At 61.5% G+C, this 20,188-nt stretch carries 16 protein-coding genes; 11 read left to right on the forward strand and 5 right to left on the reverse strand.

Translation table 11 applies throughout. The features are described 5' to 3' along the window. Positions 1–2,109, reverse strand: a complete 2,109-nt coding sequence (recG, locus tag OSJ75_RS14960; protein WP_267228586.1) for an ATP-dependent DNA helicase RecG — start codon at positions 2,107–2,109, stop codon at positions 1–3. 107 nt (positions 2,110–2,216) lie between these two features. Here recG and OSJ75_RS14965 point away from each other — a divergent pair, with 107 nt between their 5' ends. Beyond that, complete coding sequence (locus OSJ75_RS14965; RefSeq protein WP_267228587.1) at positions 2,217–2,504, forward strand: succinate dehydrogenase assembly factor 2; 288 nt, start codon at positions 2,217–2,219, stop codon at positions 2,502–2,504. A gap of 6 nt (positions 2,505–2,510) precedes the next feature. Beyond that, a complete protein-coding gene (gene mfd, locus OSJ75_RS14970; RefSeq protein ID WP_267228588.1) occupies positions 2,511–6,008 on the forward strand; it encodes a transcription-repair coupling factor in 3,498 nt (1,165 codons plus the stop codon). Between the two features lie 15 nt (positions 6,009–6,023). Here mfd and OSJ75_RS14975 read toward each other — a convergent pair whose 3' ends face one another. Then, the gene (locus OSJ75_RS14975; RefSeq protein ID WP_267228619.1) at positions 6,024–6,689 is read right to left on the reverse strand and encodes a DsbA family oxidoreductase; all 666 of its coding nucleotides are present in this window, start codon (positions 6,687–6,689) and stop codon (positions 6,024–6,026) included. A gap of 6 nt (positions 6,690–6,695) precedes the next feature. After that, complete coding sequence (locus OSJ75_RS14980) at positions 6,696–8,420, reverse strand: extracellular solute-binding protein (protein ID WP_267228620.1); 1,725 nt, start codon at positions 8,418–8,420, stop codon at positions 6,696–6,698. 370 nt (positions 8,421–8,790) lie between these two features. Between OSJ75_RS14980 and OSJ75_RS14985 the strand changes: the two genes are divergently transcribed. After that, positions 8,791–9,423, forward strand: coding sequence for an invasion associated locus B family protein (locus tag OSJ75_RS14985; RefSeq protein ID WP_250018732.1), 633 nt, complete (start codon positions 8,791–8,793; stop codon positions 9,421–9,423). Positions 9,424–9,494: 71 nt separating this feature from the next. Here OSJ75_RS14985 and hspQ read toward each other — a convergent pair whose 3' ends face one another. Next, positions 9,495–9,833, reverse strand: coding sequence for a heat shock protein HspQ (gene hspQ / locus OSJ75_RS14990; protein ID WP_250018777.1), 339 nt, complete (start codon positions 9,831–9,833; stop codon positions 9,495–9,497). 74 nt (positions 9,834–9,907) lie between these two features. Here hspQ and OSJ75_RS14995 point away from each other — a divergent pair, with 74 nt between their 5' ends. After that, positions 9,908–10,852 carry an AEC family transporter gene (locus tag OSJ75_RS14995; RefSeq protein WP_267228589.1) on the forward strand — a complete coding sequence of 315 codons (945 nt, stop codon included), beginning with the start codon at positions 9,908–9,910 and terminating at the stop codon, positions 10,850–10,852. Between the two features lie 75 nt (positions 10,853–10,927). Continuing rightward, positions 10,928–12,274 (forward strand): Nramp family divalent metal transporter, encoded by a 1,347-nt coding sequence (locus OSJ75_RS15000; RefSeq protein ID WP_267228590.1) that lies wholly within the window; start codon positions 10,928–10,930, stop codon positions 12,272–12,274. On the opposite strand, the gene OSJ75_RS15005 is transcribed toward OSJ75_RS15000, so the two are convergent. Further along, positions 12,267–13,457 carry a UbiH/UbiF family hydroxylase gene (locus OSJ75_RS15005; protein ID WP_267228591.1) on the reverse strand — a complete coding sequence of 397 codons (1,191 nt, stop codon included), beginning with the start codon at positions 13,455–13,457 and terminating at the stop codon, positions 12,267–12,269. The two genes, OSJ75_RS15000 and OSJ75_RS15005, sit on opposite strands and share 8 nt — an antisense overlap. A 155-nt stretch (positions 13,458–13,612) precedes the next feature. Here OSJ75_RS15005 and pcsA point away from each other — a divergent pair, with 155 nt between their 5' ends. The 6 genes from pcsA (at position 13,613) to OSJ75_RS15035 (ending at position 20,157) form a co-directional block, all read left to right on the forward strand. Further along, positions 13,613–14,365 (forward strand): phosphatidylcholine synthase, encoded by a 753-nt coding sequence (pcsA, locus tag OSJ75_RS15010; protein ID WP_250018736.1) that lies wholly within the window; start codon positions 13,613–13,615, stop codon positions 14,363–14,365. Beyond that, positions 14,365–15,342 (forward strand): quinone oxidoreductase family protein, encoded by a 978-nt coding sequence (locus tag OSJ75_RS15015; protein WP_267228592.1) that lies wholly within the window; start codon positions 14,365–14,367, stop codon positions 15,340–15,342. Before pcsA ends, OSJ75_RS15015 begins: the two co-directional genes overlap by 1 nt. A 114-nt stretch (positions 15,343–15,456) precedes the next feature. Next, on the forward strand, positions 15,457–17,034 hold the full coding sequence (locus OSJ75_RS15020) for an ABC transporter ATP-binding protein (protein WP_267228593.1): 1,578 nt from the start codon (positions 15,457–15,459) through the stop codon (positions 17,032–17,034). After that, positions 17,034–18,125, forward strand: coding sequence for an ABC transporter permease (locus tag OSJ75_RS15025; protein ID WP_267228621.1), 1,092 nt, complete (start codon positions 17,034–17,036; stop codon positions 18,123–18,125). Before OSJ75_RS15020 ends, OSJ75_RS15025 begins: the two co-directional genes overlap by 1 nt. Before the next feature lie 5 nt (positions 18,126–18,130). After that, a complete protein-coding gene (locus tag OSJ75_RS15030; protein WP_256473198.1) occupies positions 18,131–19,045 on the forward strand; it encodes an ABC transporter permease in 915 nt (304 codons plus the stop codon). A 38-nt stretch (positions 19,046–19,083) separates the two neighbouring features. Further along, complete coding sequence (locus OSJ75_RS15035; RefSeq protein ID WP_250018739.1) at positions 19,084–20,157, forward strand: BMP family ABC transporter substrate-binding protein; 1,074 nt, start codon at positions 19,084–19,086, stop codon at positions 20,155–20,157. Positions 20,158–20,188: the final 31 nt, after the last annotated feature.

Here is a 20,188-nt window from a genome sequence, read left to right on the forward strand (position 1 = left end):
CTAGCCGGCGCGGAGCAGGCGGATGGCCTCGTCGCGCTCGAAGAGATAAAGCAGGACGCGCAGCGCCTCGCCGCGCGTCGTCTGCAACTCCGGATCGCGCGTCAGTATATAGCGCGCGTCCTTGCGGGCGATCTCCAGCAGGTCCTGGTGGGCTTCGAGATTGGCAAGCCTGAAACCGGGCGTTCCCGATTGCCTCGTCCCCAGCAACTCGCCTTCGCCGCGCAGTTTCAGGTCCTCTTCGGCGATCCGGAAGCCGTCTTCCGTCTCGCGCATGATCTTGAGTCGCGCCTGGGCGACCTCGCCGAGCGGCGCCTTGTAGAGCAGGAGGCAGGTCGATGGCTTGTCGCCGCGCCCGACGCGCCCGCGCAACTGATGCAGCTGTGCAAGGCCGAAACGTTCCGCATGTTCGATGACGATGATCGTGGCATCCGGCACGTCGACGCCCACCTCGATGACGGTGGTTGCGATCAGCAGCCGCGTATCGCTTCGCTTGAACGCGCCCATGGCCGCGTCCTTCTCGGGTCCGCTCATGCGCCCGTGCACGAGACCGACACGCTCGCCGAATATCGGCCGCAGGCTTTCGAACCGCTCTTCGGCGGAGACGAGTTCGACGGCTTCGGATTCCTCGACCAGCGGGCAGATCCAGTAGACCTTCTGCCCCTCGGCGATGGCCTTGCGGATCCGGTCCACCAGTTCGCCGAGACGCTCCATCGGGAGGATGGCCGTGGTGATCGGCCGCCGGCCCGCCGGCTTCTCGGTCAGCTTCGAAACGTCCATGTCGCCAAATGCCGTCAGGACGAGGGTGCGCGGAATGGGCGTCGCCGTCATGACCAGCATGTCCGGCGCCCCGCCTTTCGACGTGAGCAAAAGGCGCTGGTGCACGCCGAACCGATGCTGCTCGTCGATGATGACGAAGGCCAGATCGCGGTAGTTCACCTTCTCCTGGAACAACGCATGGGTGCCGACGATGATATGGATCGAACCATTGGCCAGCCCCTCGAGGACCTGGTCGCGCTCCTTGCCTTTTTCACGTCCCGTCAGCAGCGCGACATTCAGTCCGGCCCTTGCTGCCAGCGGTGCGATGGTGGCGAGGTGCTGGCGCGCCAGCACCTCCGTTGGAACCATGAGCGCGGATTGTCCGCCGGCTTCCGCCACATGCGCCATCGCCAGCAGCGCGACGACGGTCTTTCCCGAGCCGACATCGCCCTGCAGCAGCCGCAGCATGCGTTCGGGCTGGCGCAGATCGGCGATGATCTCCTGAAGCGCCTGCCGCTGGCTGTTCGTCAGCGTATAGGGCAGGGCGGCGACGATCCTGGAGCTGATGTCGCCATTGCCTTCGAGGCGCCTGCCAGAAAGCTTGCGTGTCTTCATCCGCACCAGCGCAAGAGCGAGCTGCCCCGCGAGGAACTCGTCATAGGCAAGGCGCTGGCGGGCCGGCCGGTCGAGCGCGATATCCTGCGGTTCGCGAGGATTGTGCAGGATATCCAGAGCTTCCCGGTGCGATGGAAGCGCATATTTATCGAGAAGCGGGCGTTCTATCCATTCGGCGAGATCGGGCGACTTTGCCAGCGCCTCCTGCACGCCGCGTACCAGCACCTTCGGCGAAAGCCCGGCCGTCAGCGGATATACCGGCTCGATCAGCGGCAACGACGCGGCATTCTCGATCGGCGTGATATGATCGGGATGAACCATTGTCGGGCGACCGTTGAACCACTCCATCTTCCCGGAAACGATCACCGTCTCGCCGACAGGCATCATTTTCTCGAGCCACGCCTGTTTCGCATGAAAGAAGGTCAGTCCGACTTCACCCGTATCGTCATGGGCATAGACGCGGTGCGGCACGTTGTTTCTCCCCGCCGGCGGCGGCTGGTGCCGGTCGATACGCACTTCGAGCGTCACGATCGCACCTTCGGGAGCAAAGGCGATACCAGGCCTGTTGCGCCTGTCGATGATGCTGTGCGGCGGCAGGAAGAGCAGGTTCACCACGCGCGGATCGCTGCCGGGCGGCTGCGCGCCCAATAAGGTGCCAAGCAGACCGGAGACCTTGGGGCCGATGCCTGGCAGCGAGCGGACGGATGCGAAAAGTGGGTCGAGTTGGGATGGACGCATAAATAAGGTTTAGCGCGTTCAATATACGTTGCAAGGCTGACAGACGCGGCAAGGCAGGTTATACCCACCGCCACCCGCCTCTTGTAGCCCACCCATGGAGTTCCCAAATGTCCGGAAGCAGTCGCACCACTGCGGATCTGTCGCCAAGGCAGCGAAAAATCCTGTTTCGCTGCTGGCATCGCGGCATGCGCGAGGTGGATTTGCTTCTCGGCCAGTTCGCGAATGAGCATATCGATCGCCTGACCGATGAGGAACTCGACCAACTCGAAACACTCATGGATGAACTCGACCGCGATCTGTTGAAATGGTTCACGGGCGAGGCCGAGGTGCCCACCAGGCTCGACACTCCAATCTTCCGCAGGATCGTGACCTCGCGAAGCCAGATGAAGTTCTAGAAGACAATGAACGCATTCAACAAGCTCGGACTGAATTCCGGTATCGGCTCCCATGTCGTCATCGATGGCGTCGTGGACGGCTATGAGGCCTTTGCTCTGGCGAAGATCGTCGCCGAGGCGGGCGCCGGCGGTCCGGTGCTCTTCATCGCCCGCGACGGCCAGCGCGTCGCCGACATCGAGCAGGTGTTGAGCTTTGTCCAGCCGGACCTGCCGGTGTTGCAATTGCCCGCATGGGATTGCCTGCCCTATGACCGCGTTTCGCCGGGTGCGACCACATCGGCGCGCCGGCTGGCGGCGCTGACCGGGCTGCTGGCGCTGCGGGAACAGACGCACCCGGCGGTCATCCTGGTGACGGCCAACGCCGTCCTGCAGAAGCTGCCGCCGCGCGATGCGCTTGAGAAACAATTGTTCCGCGCGAAGCCCGGCAACAGAATTGACATGAACGAACTTGTTCAACGCCTTGAAAACAATGGCTTCGAACGCGTTTCGACTGTACGCGAGGTCGGCGAATACGCCGTGCGGGGCGGTATACTGGACCTGTTCGCACCGGGGGAGGAAGAACCGCTGCGTCTCGATTTCTTCGGGGATACGCTCGAAACCATACGGGCGTTCGATCCGGCAACGCAGCGGACTTTAAGTCAGAAATCCGAATTCGCCATGCAGCCCATGAGCGAAATCACGCTTTCGCCCGAGACGGTCAGCCGTTTCCGCTCGCAATATGTGCAGAAATTCGGCGCTGCCTCGCGGGACGATGCGCTCTATCATTCCATATCGGAAGGCCGTCGCTTTGCCGGCATGGAACATTGGCTGCCGCTCTTCTACGACCATCTTGAAACCGTGTTCCATTATGCGGGCAAGATGCCGGTCATCTTCGATCATCTCGCCCATGAATCGATGGCCGAGCGGCACAAGCTGGTGCTGGACCATTACGAAGCCCGCAGCCGCCAGTCGGACGGCAAGGAACCGGGTGATGCGATACCGTACAAGCCGGTCGAACCCGATGCGCTGTACCTGTCTTCAGAGCAGGTGGAGAAGGCTGCGCTCGATTCCGGCATGCGCATCGACTTCACGCCGTTCGATGCGCCATTCGTCTCCGGCCGGGCCACCATTCACGCCGGTGTCCGCAAGGGCCGAAGCTTCGTCGAGGAGCGATCGGCGAAGGATGTCAACGTCTTCGACAGCGTGGTCAAATATATCGGCGATGAGCGCGCTGGCGGCAAGAAGGTGCTTCTGGCCGCCTGGAGCGAGGGCAGCCGCGACCGGCTCGTTCAGGTTCTTGCCGAACACGGGCTCGAAAAAATCGAGTTCGTCGAGGATCTGCGCACCGTCAAGGCACTCGGGCGCGACAAGATCACGGCGAGCATCCTTTCGCTCGAGACCGGTTTCGATGCGGGCGACCTCGTCGTGGTCGCGGAGCAGGATATACTTGGCGACCGGCTTATCCGCCATTCGCGCCGCCGCAAGCGCGACAAGGACTTTATCAGCGAGATCGCGGCGCTGAACGCGGGCGATATCGTCGTGCATATCGATCACGGCATTGGCCGCTTCGTCGGCCTGCGCACCATAACGGCCGCCGGCGCGCCGCATGACTGCCTGGAACTGCATTATGCCGGCGACGACAGGCTGTTCTTGCCCGTCGAGAACATCGAACTATTGTCGAGGTTCGGCTCGGAGAGTTCCACCGCGGTCCTCGACAAGCTCGGTGGCGGCGCCTGGCAGGCGCGCAAGGCCAAGCTGAAGAAGCGGCTCCTCGACATTGCCGGTCATCTCATCCGCATCGCGGCCGAGCGCCAGATGCGCGGCGCGCCCGTGCTGGCGCCGCCGGAGGGGCTTTATGGCGAATTCGCCGCCCGTTTTCCCTATGATGAAACCGAGGACCAGGATCGGGCAATCGACGCGGTGATTGACGATCTCTCGCAGGGCAAGCCCATGGACCGCCTCATTTGCGGCGATGTCGGCTTCGGCAAGACCGAAGTGGCGCTGCGGGCGGCTTTCATTGCCGCGCTGAACGGCGTGCAGGTCGCGGTGGTCGTGCCGACGACATTGCTGTCGCGGCAGCACTTCAAGACCTTCGCATCGCGTTTCCAGGGGCTGCCGGTCAATGTCGTACAGGCATCGCGCCTGGTGGGGGCCAAGGAACTTGCCGAAAACAAGAAGGCGCTGGCGGAAGGCCATGCCGATATCGTCGTCGGCACCCATGCCTTGCTGGGGCAGGGCATCAAGTTCAAGAACCTCGGGCTGCTGATCATCGACGAGGAGCAGCATTTCGGCGTCAAGCACAAGGAACGGCTCAAGGAGCTGAAATCGGACGTGCATGTCCTGACCCTGTCGGCCACGCCCATACCACGCACGCTGCAGCTTGCACTGACCGGCGTTCGGGAACTGTCGTTGATCACCACGCCGCCGGTCGACCGCATGGCCGTGCGTACATTCGTTTCCCCGTTCGATGCGCTCGTGATCCGTGAAACGCTGCTGCGCGAACGCTATCGCGGCGGGCAGAGCTTCTATGTCTGCCCGCGCATATCGGATCTTGGCGAGATCAAGGATTTCCTCGATGCGAATGTGCCGGAGCTGAAAGTGGCGGTCGCGCACGGCCAGATGGCGCCGGGTGAGCTCGACGACATCATGAACGCCTTTTATGACGGCCAATATGATGTGCTGCTCTCGACCACGATCGTCGAATCCGGCCTCGATATCCCGACCGCCAATACGCTGATCATCCATCGCGCCGACATGTTCGGCCTGTCGCAGCTCTACCAGCTGCGCGGCCGGGTAGGGCGGTCGAAACAGCGCGCCTATGCCCTGTTCACGCTTCCGGCGAACAAGGTCCTGACCCAGATGGCCGATCGCAGGCTCAAGGTGCTGCAATCGCTCGATACGCTCGGCGCGGGGTTCCAGCTGGCGAGCCATGACATGGATATCCGTGGCGCCGGCAATCTGCTCGGCGAGGAGCAATCCGGCCATATCAAGGAAGTCGGGTTCGAGCTTTACCAGCAGATGCTGGAAGAAGCGGTGGCGGAACTCAAGGGAACGGGCGACACCGGATCCGACCAATGGTCGCCGCAGATATCCGTCGGCACCGCTGTCATGATCCCGGAAAGCTACGTGCCGGATCTGCAACTGCGCCTCGGCCTCTATCGGCGCCTTGCCGATCTCGACGATCTTCAGGATATCGATGGCTTCGGCGCGGAACTGATCGACCGTTTCGGCCCGCTGCCGGAAGAAGTGCAGCACCTGTTGAAGATCGTCTATATCAAGGCATTGTGCCGCCGTGCCAATGTCGAGAAGGTCGATGCCGGCCCGAAGGGCGCGGTGATCCAGTTCCGCAACAAGACCTTCGACAATCCCGCCGCGCTGGTGAAGCTGATCGGAGAGCAGGGCGCCATGGCGAAGATCCGGCCGGATCAGAGCATCGTATTCGTGCGCGACTGGCCGACGCCCGAAAAACGCCTGAACGGCGCCGCGGTCATCATGACCCAGCTTGCCAAGCTCGTGACGGACTGAGCCATGCCGCCGCGCTCAGGCAGGGCGCGGTTCATAGCCATCGGCGGTCTGGCGGATCGCATCGGCGAGCACGTCCGCCGATTGCGCGCCCATGATCGCGTATTTCTGGTCGAGGATGAAGCAGGGAACGCCGCGAACGCCGACCTGGCTGGCCATATCGATTTCCTGCCGGACGCCGACAACATCCGCATCGGTCGGCAGCAGGCTTTCGACGATCGCAGCATCCAGCCCCGCTTCGGCGGCGGCTTCGAGCAATATCTGCCGGTCGCCAATATCCTTGCCCTGCTCGAAATAGTACGAAAACAGGATGCCGACGAGCTCGTCCTGAACGTTCGGCGTTGCCTGGGCGGCCCAGCGGATGAGCCTGTGCGCGTCAAGCGTGTTGGGACTGACCTGGATGGCTTCGAAGTCGAACTCGATCCCGACTTCGCCGCCGAGTTCGGTCAGTTGCTGGTGTACCTCGAAAATCCGGTCGGAACTGCCGAATTTCTCCTGCATGTAGCGCTGCCGGTCCTTGCCCTTGGCCGGGATGGTCGGATCGAGCTGGAACGGCCGCCAGTTCACGGTGGCATCGAGGTCGGGATTGAGCGCTAATGCCTGTTCGAGGCGCTTGCGGCCGACGAAACACCATGGGCACACCACGTCGGAGACGACGTCGATCGTAATTTTCTTGGCAATCATGTCCATCTAGCGCCTTTCCGACCACCAGGTGGGTAACTGGTAGCCTATGAGTGCGGTTGCGTCCGGGTGCTTGATATGGGTCCAGCGGGCAACCCATTGCGCAGGCTGATAGTAGATAGGTATGAAATAATTGCCCGATATCAACACCCGATCGAGGGCGCGAACCGCGCTGACGAATTCGTCCTGCCGGCGCGCGGCAAGCATCTTGCCGATCAGCGTATCGACCGCCGGATCGGCTACCCCGGCATAGTTGAAGCTGCCGTCCGTATCGCGCGCCTCGCTGCTCCACCGCCGGAACTGTTCGAAGCCCGGCGAGAGCGAACCCGTATAGGCGCCGAGGATCATGTCGTAATCGAAAGTCTCGAGCCGCTTCTGGTACTGGGCGTCATCCACGGTGCGAATGGAAACGTTGATCCCGAGGCGAGACAGGGTGCGCCTGTAGGCGAGGCCGAGCCGCTCCTCCGCCACCGAGCGGGTCAGGATCTCGAAGGTCAGCGGATTGCCCGCAGGATCGAGCATGGTCTCGTCCCTGATCGCAAAGCCTTTGCCCATCAGGATGTCATAGGCCTGTTTCATCGCCGTTCGGTCGCGCCCGGAGCCATCGGTTTTCGGCGGCGCGTAAGTGCCGTCCATGACGTCGGGCGCAACCGCGGCGGGAAAGGCAGCAAGCAGCGCACGTTCGGTACTGTCCGCTGGTTTCCCAAGAGAAGAAAGTTCGGAGCCCTGCCAATAACTTGCGAGGCGTTCATAACGTCCCGCATAAAGATTGCGGTTGGTCCATTCGAAATCGAACATGGCGGAAAGCGCCCGCCTGACATCGCGATCGGCGAATTTTTCGCGGCGCGTATTGAATACGAACCCGAACATGTTCGACGGCGCCTTGGTCTTGAACGTTTCCTGGACGACACGCCCCTCCTTGAAGGCGGGGAAATTATAGGAGGCCGCCCATTTGTTCGGATCGCCTTCCATGAAGATATCGAACACGCCCTTCTTGAAGGCTTCGAACTGCGATTGCTCGTTGCGGAAATATTCGACGGTGATCTGGTCGAAATTGTTGAAGCCGCGCCGGCTCGGAATGTCCTTGGCCCAGTAATCGGGGTTGCGCTTGTATATGATGCGCTGTCCGGGACGGACCTGCGATACGAGATAAGGGCCGGTTCCGACCGGGACTTTCAGCGGCGAGGCATCGAAGTTTTCCGCATCGACGGCATGCCTGGGCAGGACGGGCGTCAGCGCGAGGATCAGGGGCAGTTCGCGGTCTGCCTGCTCGTTGAAGGTAAAGCGGATGCCCCGTTCCCCGACCTTGTCGATCTTCTCGATGCGGTCGAGGCGCTGCTTATATTGCGGAAGGCCCTTTTCGGCGAGGAGATGCACGCTGAAAATGACGTCATCCGGCGTAACCGGCATCCCGTCGGAAAACCTGGCGCGCGGATCGAGCGTGAACTCCACCCAGGTTCGCTCGTCATTCGTCTCGACCTTTTCCGCGAGGAGGCTGTAAACCGTGAACGGCTCGTCGGCGCTGCGCTGCATCAGCGTTTCATAGACGAGGTTGCCGAACTGGAGATCGTTGAAGATGCCGCGCGCCGTCGTGCGAAGGCTCTTCACGAGGAAGGGATTGAGGCTGTCGAACGTGCCGACGACGCCATAGGTGATCTGGCCGCTCTTCGGGGCATCGGGGTTTGCATAGGGGAAATGCTCGAAATTCGCGGGCAGGGCAGGCTCTCCCCGCATGGCAAGGCCATGAGCGGGCTCGGCGGATACCTGACTCCACGGCACCAGCGAGGTCGCCAGTACCAGTGTCACAATCTGCAAGCAATTTTTCAACATCAAACAAACCTTGAACTCGACCAGGCACATATCCTGATTCGAACCACAGAATATCATTTGGCGACAATTATGCGGCGGATCATGTTGAAACTCGGCGTCAAACGCGAAAAACTCTCAAAAACTGGTCTGGATTTGCTGGCACATGCAGTGTAACACGGCGTTCGGTAATCAGGGTCACTCTGTTGCCGCATTTGGCAATCAAAGCCAGACGAGCAAATTAAGTGATCGAGAGTGACACACTTGGGATAAGTGCGCTGAAAGGAACCAGTTGACCATGTCCAACCCAAAGATAATCGCTGCCACCACGTCTTTGGCGGGTGCCATCGCCCTGCTCGTCGGCGCAGCGCTACCAGCATCAGCCCAGCAGCAGCAGCAACAGCAGAGAGCGCCACAGGGTTGGTACAAGGTTTGCACGAAGCAGGATGAGAACGACATCTGCAACACGCAGAACATCGTTACCGCCGACAGCGGCCAGCTGCTGACCGCGTTGAGCCTGCTTGAGATCAAGGGCAAGGTAAACCGGAAGATCTTCCAGGTTTCCGTCCCGACCGGCCGTCTCATTACCCCGGGCGTCGGACTGCAGATCAATGGCGGCAAGACCGTCAAGGTCGAATACGCAATCTGCTTCCCGGACCGCTGCATCGCCGAAGTGGCGCTTTCGGACGATCTCGTGAATTCGTTCAAGAAGGGCAACCAGCTGACGCTGACATCCGTCAATTTCCAGAACAAGCCCAATCCGATCAATGTCGCGCTGACCGGGTTCACGCAGGCCTATGACGGCCCCGGCATGCAGCAGAACGAGCTTGAACAGCGCCAGAAGACGCTTCAGGAAGAAGTCCAGAAGCGCCAGAAGGAATTCCAGGACAAGATGAAGGCCGAACAGGAAAAGGCCAAGACCGCAAATTGACCTGATTTAAGGGCGCCTCGGGCGCCCTTTTTCTTCGGCCCTTTTTCTTGGGCGCCTTTTCCTTGGCGGCCTCAGTTCACATGGGGCGTTTTCACCCGGTAGAAGCCATCATTCACCTTTTCGAACAAGGCGCCTACCTGCGGGTGCCGCAGCGGCACCCCGGTCGTATCGGGCACGAGGTTCTGTTCCGAAACATAGGCGACATACTCGCTGTCGGCGTTTTCGGCGAAGAGATGGTAAAACGGCTGGTCCCGCCGCGGCCGGATGTTCTCGGGTATCGACTGGTACCATTCCTCGGTATTGCTGAATTCCGGGTCGACATCGAAGATCACGCCCCGAAAGTCGAAAATGCGATGGCTTACGACCTGGCCGATCTGGAACTTGGCATGTGTTATCTGTGTCATCGATATCGTTTGCTTTGGATGGTGTTTCCGTAATACCCGGGAATTCTCGATTCTCGCGCGCTAAAATCTAAAAGTTCATCATGCTTGACGTCTTCAATCTCGTACTACCGTTCTTTGGACTTATCTTTCTCGGCTTTTTCGTGGCGCGAGTGAACCGGCAGCCCCTGGAAGCGCTGGGCTGGATGAACACCTTCATCATATATGTGGCGTTGCCCGCCATGTTTTTCCAGATACTTTCGAAAACTCCCGTAGCGGAACTTACCCAATGGTCGTTCATCGTCGGCACGACCGGCACGACGTTTCTGGTGTTCGCGGCAATGTTCGCCATCGGCTTCGCCCGCACGCGCCGGGTTGACGAAAGCACGATCCAGGGACTGGCAGCGGCCTATGGCAATATCGGCTATATGGGCCCGGCATTGGCGATTCTCGCCTTCGGCGCACCGGCGGCGGTACCTGTCGCGCTGATCTTCTGCTTCGACAACATCCTGCATTTCGTCATGGCGCCGACCTTGATGGCCCTGTCGGGGAGGGAGCAGCGCCCGGCAGGTCTCGTCGCACTCAACGTCCTCAAGCGGATATTCCTCCATCCTTTCATCATTGCGACGATTTTCGGTATCGGCGCCGCCATTCTGGGTGCGGAACCGCCGCTGGCGCTCGAGCGCCTGATCGATCTTCTGGCGCGCGCAGCCGCGCCTTGCGCATTGTTCGCAATGGGCGCGACCCTGGCATTGCGACCCTTGAAGCGCGTTCCGCGCGAACTCTACGTCATCGTTCCGCTGAAACTGTTGCTGCAGCCCTTGCTCATCTATCTGGTGCTGACATGGATCGGCACGTTCCCCAAGGTGTGGATATTCACCGCCATGCTGACGGCGGCCCTGCCGACGGCAACCAATGTCTTCGTCATTGCCCAGCAATATGGCGTCTGGGTCGAGCGGGCTTCGAGCAGCATTCTCGCCACGACGCTGATCTCCATCGCGACATTGACCCTTTGGCTCTATGCCATGACGCATGGCTGGATAGGCTGATGAACAGCGCCCACTTGCGGCGGCCGTCCGCGAATGTATATATTTGCAAATGATTTGCAGTTGCGGATAATCAGCATGGATCAATTGGGTCGGACAGGGGAGCAGCCGGAAGGCTGGCTCCGCGGTAGGGGTGAGGCGTCGCTGTCGGACGTCCACCGCTCCATAGCGGTACGGAAGACAGGCCCGGGCTGGCGCCGCGCCGCTGCATTTGTCGGCCCGGGCTATCTCGTGGCTGTTGGCTATATGGACCCCGGCAATTGGGCGACATCGCTCGCCGGCGGATCGAAATTCGGCTATTCGCTGCTCGTCGTCGCGCTTGTATCGAACATCATGGCGATCGTGCTGCAGGCGCTTTGCGCGCGCCTCGCCATCGGTTCGGGGCGGGATCTTGCCCAGGCTTGCCGCGATGCCTTCCCCCGTCCGGTGGCCTATGTCCTGTGGCTCCTCGCGGAGATAGCCATCATCGCCACCGATATCGCCGAGGTTATCGGAACGGCCATCGGCCTCAATCTCATTTTCGGCATACCGCTGGAAATCGGCGTGCTGATTACCGCGCTCGACGTTTTCCTCATTCTCTACCTGCAAAAACTCGGCTTCCGCTGGGTGGAAGCGCTGGTCATCACGCTGCTGGGCGTCATCGCAATCTGCTTCGGCATCCAGATCATGCTGGCGGACCCCGAATGGGGCGCCGTCGTGCTCGGCTTCGCCCCGACGACCGAGATCGTGCGCAATCCGGAAATGCTCTATCTGGCGCTTGGCATTCTTGGCGCCACCGTCATGCCGCACAATCTCTATCTGCATTCGGGCGTAGTCCAGACCCGCGCCTATGGCCATACGACAGAGGAAAAGCGCCACGCCTTGAAGTTCGCGACGATCGACTCGACCGTTGCGCTGATGTTCGCCCTGTTGATCAATGCGTCGATCCTGATCCTTGCGGCGGCAACCTTCCACAAGACGGGTCAGACCGAGATCGCCGAGCTCGGCGATGCCCATTCGCTGCTGGCCCCGCTACTCGGCTGGTCGATAGCGCCGACGCTGTTCGGCATTGCGCTCCTCTGCTGCGGCATCAATTCCACCGTGACCGCGACGCTTGCCGGCCAGATCGTCATGGAGGGGTTCCTGCATCTGAAACTTGCTCCCTGGATGCGCAGGCTCATCACCCGCGCCATAGCGATCGTTCCGGCGGCCGCCGTGACGATCTGGTATGGCGATGACGGCACGGCCCGCCTGCTCATCCTGACCCAGGTGGTGCTGAGCCTGCAGCTTTCCTTCGCGGTCTTCCCATTGGTGATGTTCACGGCAAGCCGCGGCAAGATGGGCGCGCTGGTGGCGCCGCGCTGGCTGACCGCCATCGCCGTCTTCATCGCCATCATCATCGCGGCGCTGAACGTGAAACTGCTGCTGGACTACGTGCTCAGCTGATCGGCTTGGTGCGCCGGCTCGCCGCCGCGCGCCAGCCGCTGCCGGGGCGCAGACCCTCGCGCATGATGAAGCTGCGCAGCGGCGAGAACGCCCGCAACAGTTCCAGCCCGCCGCTGCGCACGATCTGCATCGGCAGAAAATCCGACAGCAGCGAACGGTTCAATGCGTCGACCGCGCCTGTGCGCGCCAGAATATCGGGGCGCCGGGCGCGGTTATAGGCGGCGATCAGGCCATCCGCGCCAAGGTCTGAACCGTCCAGCGGCAAGGTTTCCAGCAGCGCTTCGACATCCCTTATGCCCAGATTGAGCCCCTGCGCACCGATGGGCGGGAACACATGGGCGGCCTCTCCGGCGAGATAGACGCGGTTGCGGGCAAAGGCGGACGGGACGAGGCCCGCGAGCGGCCAGCTCTGCGGACCGGTTTCGATAGTGACGGCGCCGAGCATCGATTGCATCCGCTCCTCGACGCTCGTCGCCAGGTCCTTGGGCTCCAGCGTCATCAGCCTCTCGGCGTTCTCCGGCGTTGTCACCCAGACGAGGCTGGACCGCCGCCCGCTCAGCGGCACCTGCGTGAACGGCCCATGTTCCGTATGGAATTCGGTCGAGGTGTCGTGATGGTCGCGGCTGTGGCGGAAGCTCAACACCACCGCCGTCTGGCGATAGCTCCACTGCCGCACCGCGATGCCGGCGGCTTCTCTCGCCAGCGACGAACGGCCGTCCGCTGCAATGACGACCTCGCCGGCATGGACGCTTCCGTCGGCGGTTTCGATCTCCACCCCGTCCGCGGTCAATGCGTAGCGGCTTGCCTGCGAGGCGACGACATCGACGCCCGAGGCGGCGAGGGCGGTGCCCAGGCATTCGCTCAGCGCCTGGTTCGGAATATTATAGCCAAAAGTCGGCTCGCCGATCTCCGCTGCATCGAAAGTAACGGTAGAACTCCGGATGAGCCGGCTGGTTCCGTCGATGATCCGCATGGAAGTCATCGGCGCGGCGTGCGGCTCGATCGTCTCCCAAAGCCCCACGGATTGAAGAAACCGGATGGCCGGCATCATCAGGGCCGTGGTCCGCTTGTCCGCTGCGCCGGGCAGGGCGCCGATGGCAAGCACATCATGGCCGGACCGCTTCAACGCGAATGCAGCGAGCAATCCGACATGGCCTGCGCCTGCTACGATGATTCTGCCCATGACAACCGCACTCCTCGCTACCGCTTTCAACAGCTATATCAATCTCATTGCTTGCACTTTCCGCCATTTTCAAGAAAAGCTGGTCGCAAAGCGCATGTCATACAAGGATATAGTGGCGGCGAGACAATTATCATGCAGCAGATTGGCGCGGTCCCGTGAAAAAACCAGCTTTACCCAAGGGCATCAAGGCAAAGAAGGTGACGGCGCCGCAGGCCAAGGCCTTCTCGGTGCATCTTCTGACCGCATCGGGCTCGTTCCTGGCCTTTCTGTCGGTCGTCGCCGCCAGCGAGGAGAGCTGGACCGCAATGTTCTGGTGGCTGGGACTGGCGCTGTTCGTCGATGGCATCGACGGGCCCATCGCGCGCAAGCTGGACGTGAAATATGTCCTGCCCAATTGGTCGGGAGAACTGCTCGACAATATCATCGACTACATGACCTATGTGCTGATACCGGCTTTCGCGCTTTACCAGCGCGGCTTCATGGGCGAGGGGCTTTCGTTCCTCGCGGCGGCGATAATCGTCGTATCCAGCGCAATCTACTATGCCGATACGGGCATGAAGACCAAGGAGAACTTCTTCAAGGGCTTCCCAGTGGTATGGAACATGATCGTCTTCACGCTCTTCGTCGTGCGGCCGGGAGAATGGGTGGCCTTCGCCATCGTGCTCGTCGCCGCCATCGTATCCTTCCTGCCGATCTATTTCCTGCATCCGGTGCGCGTGCAGAGGCTGAGGCCGCTCAACCTGGCGATCTTCATCATCTGGTGCCTGTTCGGCGCCATCTCGCTGTACCAGCATCTGGATTCGCCGCTCTGGGTGCGCATCGGCATCTCGGCGACAGGCATCTATCTCTTCTGCATCGGCGCGGTGATGCAGGCATTCCCCAATCTTGGACGTGTGGAGAAAGCGTAATGGTCAAGGCGATAAGGGTTCACCAGACAGGCGGTCCGGAAGTTCTGTCCTATGAGGACGTGGAGCTTGCAGCGCCGGGCGAGGGGCAGGTCCATATTCGCAACGAGGCGATCGGCCTGAATTTCATCGACGCCTATTACCGCACCGGTCTCTATCCCGCGCCCAAGGGCCTGCCGCTCATACCGGGTCACGAGGGCGCTGGCGTCGTGCTTGCCGTTGGCACCGGGGTTACCGACCTCAAGCCCGGCGATCGCGTTGCCTATACCGATCCGATCGGCGCCTATGCGCAGGAGCGCCTTATCCCCGCCGATCGTCTCGTCAAAATTCCGGACGGCATTTCGGCGCAACAGGCGGCCTCGATGATGCTGAAAGGCATGACCGCGCAATATCTGCTGCGGCAGACCTTTCCGGTGAAGGCGGGCGATACGATCCTCTTCCACGCATCCGCCGGCGGCGTCGGCCTGATCGCCGGTCAATGGGCCAAGCATCTTGGCGCAACGGTGCTCGGCACTGCTGGCTCGCCCGAGAAGATCGAACTCGCCCTCAAACATGGCTATGATCATGTCATCAATTACCGCACCGAAGACTTCGTCGAGCGGGTCAAGAGCCTGACCAACGGCAAGGGCGTGGACGTCGTCTACGACTCCGTCGGCAAGGATACGTTCGATGGCTCGCTGGATTGCCTGCGGCCGCGCGGCATGATGGTCGGCTTTGGCCAGTCCTCGGGGCCCGTACCGCCGTTCGATCTCGGCATACTGGCCAGGAAGGGCTCGCTTTTCCTCACGCGCCCGTCGCTCTTCGCCTATGTGTCGTCGCGGGAAGCGCTGGTGCAGGCAGCTTCGGAACTGTTCGATCTGGTGCTCAAAGACGTCATCCGCATCGAAATCAACCAGACCTATGCGCTGAAAGACGCGCAGCAGGCCCATCGGGATCTCGAAGCGCGGAAAACGACGGGGACAACTGTGCTCATTCCTTGAGCCTATTGCAGGCTTGCACTATTTGTGTGCGAAATGATCGCAACCATAGATTTGTCCTTCCCAAGTTCGGTGGGCCTGACATAGGATTGATTACGGTCTTGGCCGCGGGGAACTATGACAGGCGACACAATAATAAACAGCTCCGACACCGTGCTGCTGCGAGCAAATGGGCTAACGAAGATTTTCGGCACACTGAAGGCGTGCGACGACGTTGATCTCGTCATCGCGCGTGGGGAAATCCACGCGCTGCTGGGCGAGAACGGCGCAGGCAAGTCGACGCTGGTAAAAATGCTTTTCGGCGCGTTGCAGCCCACGTTGGGCAGCATTGCCTGGAAGGGCGAGGCGGTGACGATACCCAGTCCATCCGTGGGAAGAACCCTCGGTATCGGCATGGTTTTCCAGCATTTTTCACTGTTCGACGCGCTGACCGCCGCCGAGAATATCGCCCTGTCGATCGATGAGGCGACGCCCATCGGCATGATCGCCGAAAAGGCGCGGCAAATCGGCAAGGCCTATGGCCTGCCGGTCGATCCGGATGCGCTCGTCGGCGACCTTTCGGTGGGCGAGCGCCAGCGCATCGAGATCATCCGCTGCCTGCTGCAGAACCCCGATCTGATCATCCTCGATGAGCCGACTTCCGTCCTCACCCCGCAGGAAGCGGAACTGCTTTTCGTCACCCTGGAGCGGCTGCGGTCCGAGGGCAAGTCGATCCTCTATATCAGCCACCGCCTCGAAGAGGTGCGCCAGCTTTGCGACAGGGCGACCGTGCTTCGTCACGGGAAAGTGGTCGGCGAGTGCAATCCCCGCGAGCAGACGGCGAATTCACTGGCGCGCATGATGGTCGGCGGCGACATCCACCGGGTGGAGCGCGAACCGCTCGCTGCCGATGCGGCTGCGGCCAAGGCGGCGCTGATCGAGGTCAAGGGACTGTCGCAACGTCCCACCGGGCCGTTCTCGGTCGCCTTGCACGATATCGGCTTCACGGTTCATGCCGGCGAGATCCTCGGCATAGCCGGTGTGGCCGGCAATGGCCAAAGCGAGCTCTTCGAGGCCGTTTCGGGCGAGCGATTGCAGGAGCGCCCGGATATCATTCGCATCAGAGCCATCGACGCGGGCAGGCAAGGCATATCGGCACGTCGCAAGCTTGGCGCGGCCTTCGTGCCGGAGGAACGGCTCGGCCATGGCGCCGTGCCGGACATGTCGCTCAGCGACAATCTCCTCCTCTCGCGCCACGCCACCGACCGCAAGGTCTTCACTTCGGGCGGCGTGCTCAAGCTGATTTCGGCTTCGAGCCTGACTTCCGCCGCCAGGCGCATCATCAGCCGCATGGATGTGCGCAAGAGCGCGGAAAATCCGGATGCTTCAGCGCTTTCGGGCGGCAATCTGCAGAAATTCCTGATCGGCCGCGAACTCGATCGGAACCCTTCCGTCCTCGTCGTCAATCAGCCGACATGGGGCGTCGATGCCGGTGCGGCGGCGCATATCCGCCAGGCGCTGGTCGATCTCGCACGCGGCGGCTCCGCCGTCATCGTCATCAGCCAGGACCTCGACGAACTCTTCGAGATCTCCGACCGGATCGCCGCCATGGTGCATGGCCGGCTGTCGGATTCGGTGCCGATCGAAGAGATGAACATGGAGCGCGTGGGCATGATGATGGGCGGCGCCGACCACAGCGCGCCGGAGGCGGCATGATGCGCATAGAGATCATCAGGCGGCCCCAGCATTCGGCGCTTTTCAGTGCGCTTTCGCCGTTCATCGCGCTGCTGCTGACGCTTCTGGCTGGCGCGGTGCTGTTTGCGATACTGGGCAAGAACCCGGTCGCCGCGCTCTATTCCTATTTCGTCGAGCCCCTGACCGAAATCTGGTCGATCCACGAATTGCTGATCAAGGCGGCGCCGCTAATCCTCATTGCCGTCGGGCTTTCCGTCTGCTTTCTGTCGAATAACTGGAATATCGGCGCCGAGGGGCAGTTCATCGCCGGCGGCATAGCGGGCTCCATTCTCCCGGTCGTGTTTCCGGATTTCCAGGGCTGGTACGTCCTGCCGGTCATGCTCGTCCTTGGCATGGCTGGCGGCATGGCCTATGCCGCGATCCCCGCTCTGTTGAAGACCCGGTTCAACACCAATGAAATTCTCACCAGCCTCATGCTGGTCTATGTGGCGCAATTGTTTCTCGACTGGCTGGTGCGCGGCCCATGGCGCAATCCGCAGGGCTATAATTTCCCCGAGACGATCCAATTCAACTCCAGCGCCATACTTCCCGAGATCTGGACGGCATCCGGCCGCGCCCATTGGGGTTTCGTGCTGGCGCTGCTCGCCGCGCTCCTCGTCTGGTTCATGCTGTCGCGCATGTTGAGCGGCTACGAGATCAAGGTGCTCGGACGCAGCGCGCGGGCAGGGCGCTTCGCCGGGTTCAGCGCCGGACGGCTGACATTCTTCGCCTTCCTCATCTCCGGCGCCCTGGCGGGACTGGCCGGCATCAGCGAAGTTTCCGGCGCTGTCGGGCAGCTGCGTCCCAGCATTTCGCCGGGATACGGGTTCACGGCCATCATCGTCGCATTTCTCGGCCGGCTCAATCCGCTCGGCATCATAGCCGCCGGACTGGTTCTCGCCCTCACTTATCTCGGCGGCGAGGCGGCGCAGATATCGCTCGGAATATCCGAGAAATCGGCGCGTATTTTCCAGGGAATGGTGCTGTTCTTCATCCTCGCCAGCGATACATTGATCTATTACCGCATCCGGATCGTGTCGCGCTCCGTCGAGACCGCGGCAAAGGGCGCTTGATCATGATGTTTGAAGCAATCCTGCTGACAGTTGCCACGGCGGCGACGCCGCTTCTGATAGCGGCCCTCGGCGAGCTCGTGGTCGAACGGTCGGGCGTCCTCAATCTCGGCGTCGAGGGCATGATGATCATGGGCGCCGTCTGCGGTTTTGCCGCCGCCCAGATGACGGGATCGGCCTGGATCGGCCTCATCGCTGCCATCTGCGCCGGCGCGGCGTTCTCGCTGCTCTTCGGTTTCCTCAGCCTGACGCTGGCGACCAATCAATACGCCACCGGCCTGGCGCTGACCTTGCTCGGGCTCGGAGCTTCGGCGATGATCGGCGAAAGCTTCGTCGGCATGCCGGGCGTGCGCATGCAGTCGATCAGCATTCCCGGCCTGACGGAAATTCCCTTTATCGGCAAGTTCCTCTTCGGGCAGGACCCCATCTTCTATATTTCCATCGCCCTGACGGCAGCCGTCGCCTGGTTTCTGTTTCGAACCAAGGCCGGGCTGACATTGCGCGCCATCGGCGACAATCACACATCGGCGCATGCGCTCGGCGTGCCGGTGCTGCGGTACCGCTATCTCGCCGTCCTCTTCGGCGGTGCCTGTGCAGGTCTTGCCGGCGCGCAGCTTTCGCTGGTCTATGTGCCGCAATGGGTCGAGAACATGACCTCCGGCCGCGGCTGGATCGCGCTGGCGCTGGTGGTCTTCGCTTCATGGCGCCCCTGGCGGGTGCTGGCGGGAGCCTATCTCTTCGGCGCCGTCACCATCGGCCAGTTGCACGCGCAGGCCCTCGGGATCGGCATTCCATCGCAGTTCATGTCGTCCTTGCCCTATCTGGCGACGATCATCGTCCTCGTCCTGATATCGCGGAACAAGCGGCTGACGCTCATGAATACACCAGCATCGCTCGGCAAGGCCTTCGTGCCGGACCGGTAGCGCTTACAAACTGAATTAACAGAGAGGTGAACACGCAAATGAAAAAATACATTCTGGGACTTGCGGCAGGTCTTGGCCTCGCCAGCCTTGCCGTCACCGGCGCCTTTGCCGCCGACAAGCTGAAGGTCGGTTTCATCTATATCGGGCCACCCGGTGATTTTGGCTGGACCTACCAGCACGATCAGGGCCGCAAGGAAATGGAGAAGGCGCTCGGCGATCAGGTCGAGACGACGTTTCTCGAGAGCGTTCCGGAAGGAGCCGACGCCGAACGTTCGATCGAGCGGCTGGCGCGCGCCGGCCACAAGCTGATCTTCACCACCTCGTTCGGCTATATGGACCCGACGGTCAAGGTCGCCCAGAAATTCCCCGACGTGAAGTTCGAACACGCCACGGGCTACAAGACCGCCGAGAATGTCTCCGTCTACAATTCGCGCTTCTATGAAGGGCGCTATGTCCAGGGCGTGATCGCCGCGAAAATGTCGAAGGTCGGCGTCGCCGGTTACATCGGCTCTTTCCCGATTCCCGAAGTGGTGCAGGGGATCAACGCCTTCATGCTGGGCGCGCAGTCGGTCAATCCGGATTTCAAGGTCAAGGTGATCTGGGCCAATTCCTGGTTCGACCCGGGCAAGGAAGCCGATGCCGCGAAGGCGCTGGTGGATCAGGGCGTCGATATCATAACGCAGCACACCGATTCGACGGCTCCGATGCAGGTCGCCGCCGAGCGCAAGATCAAGGCGTTCGGGCAGGCCTCCGACATGATCAAATTCGGACCGGAAACGCAGCTCACCTCGATCGTCGACAATTGGGGCCCGTATTATATCGAGCGCGCCAAGGCCGTCATCGATGGGAGCTGGAAGTCGCACAACGTCTTCGAAGGCATGAAGGAAGGGCTGGTCGTCATGGCTCCCTACACCAACATGCCTGACGACGTGAAGAAGCTGGCCGAGGAGACCCAGGCGAAGATCGCATCCGGCGAGCTCAAGCCCTTTACCGGCCCGGTCAAGAAGCAGGACGGTTCCGATTGGCTGAAGGCCGGCGAGACCGCCGACGACAAGACGATCCTCAGCATGAACTTCTATGTCGCCGGCGTGGACGACAAGCTGCCGCAATAAGAAGCGCATCGCGAGCAAACAGAAAGGGCGC

This window comes from Phyllobacterium sp. 0TCS1.6A (genome assembly GCF_026420825.1).
In the GTDB taxonomy this organism is placed as follows: Bacteria; Pseudomonadota; Alphaproteobacteria; order Rhizobiales; family Rhizobiaceae; genus Phyllobacterium.

What these genes read in the sequence shown, in the direction of transcription:
- OSJ75_RS15015 (WP_267228592.1), top strand. Translation starts at nt 14,365, where the DNA reads ATGGTCAAGGCGATAAGGGTTCACCAGACAGGCGGTCCGGAAGTTCTG.
- OSJ75_RS14985 (WP_250018732.1), top strand. Translation starts at nt 8,791, where the DNA reads ATGTCCAACCCAAAGATAATCGCTGCCACCACGTCTTTGGCGGGTGCC.
- recG (WP_267228586.1), bottom strand. Translation starts at nt 2,109, where the DNA reads ATGCGTCCATCCCAACTCGACCCACTTTTCGCATCCGTCCGCTCGCTG.
- OSJ75_RS15005 (WP_267228591.1), bottom strand. Translation starts at nt 13,457, where the DNA reads ATGGGCAGAATCATCGTAGCAGGCGCAGGCCATGTCGGATTGCTCGCT.
- OSJ75_RS15020 (WP_267228593.1), top strand. Translation starts at nt 15,457, where the DNA reads ATGACAGGCGACACAATAATAAACAGCTCCGACACCGTGCTGCTGCGA.
- OSJ75_RS15030 (WP_256473198.1), top strand. Translation starts at nt 18,131, where the DNA reads ATGTTTGAAGCAATCCTGCTGACAGTTGCCACGGCGGCGACGCCGCTT.
- OSJ75_RS14975 (WP_267228619.1), bottom strand. Translation starts at nt 6,689, where the DNA reads ATGATTGCCAAGAAAATTACGATCGACGTCGTCTCCGACGTGGTGTGC.
- OSJ75_RS15035 (WP_250018739.1), top strand. Translation starts at nt 19,084, where the DNA reads ATGAAAAAATACATTCTGGGACTTGCGGCAGGTCTTGGCCTCGCCAGC.
- OSJ75_RS14995 (WP_267228589.1), top strand. Translation starts at nt 9,908, where the DNA reads ATGCTTGACGTCTTCAATCTCGTACTACCGTTCTTTGGACTTATCTTT.
- OSJ75_RS15000 (WP_267228590.1), top strand. Translation starts at nt 10,928, where the DNA reads ATGGATCAATTGGGTCGGACAGGGGAGCAGCCGGAAGGCTGGCTCCGC.
- OSJ75_RS14965 (WP_267228587.1), top strand. Translation starts at nt 2,217, where the DNA reads ATGTCCGGAAGCAGTCGCACCACTGCGGATCTGTCGCCAAGGCAGCGA.
- OSJ75_RS14980 (WP_267228620.1), bottom strand. Translation starts at nt 8,420, where the DNA reads ATGCGGGGAGAGCCTGCCCTGCCCGCGAATTTCGAGCATTTCCCCTAT.
- mfd (WP_267228588.1), top strand. Translation starts at nt 2,511, where the DNA reads ATGAACGCATTCAACAAGCTCGGACTGAATTCCGGTATCGGCTCCCAT.
- OSJ75_RS15025 (WP_267228621.1), top strand. Translation starts at nt 17,034, where the DNA reads ATGCGCATAGAGATCATCAGGCGGCCCCAGCATTCGGCGCTTTTCAGT.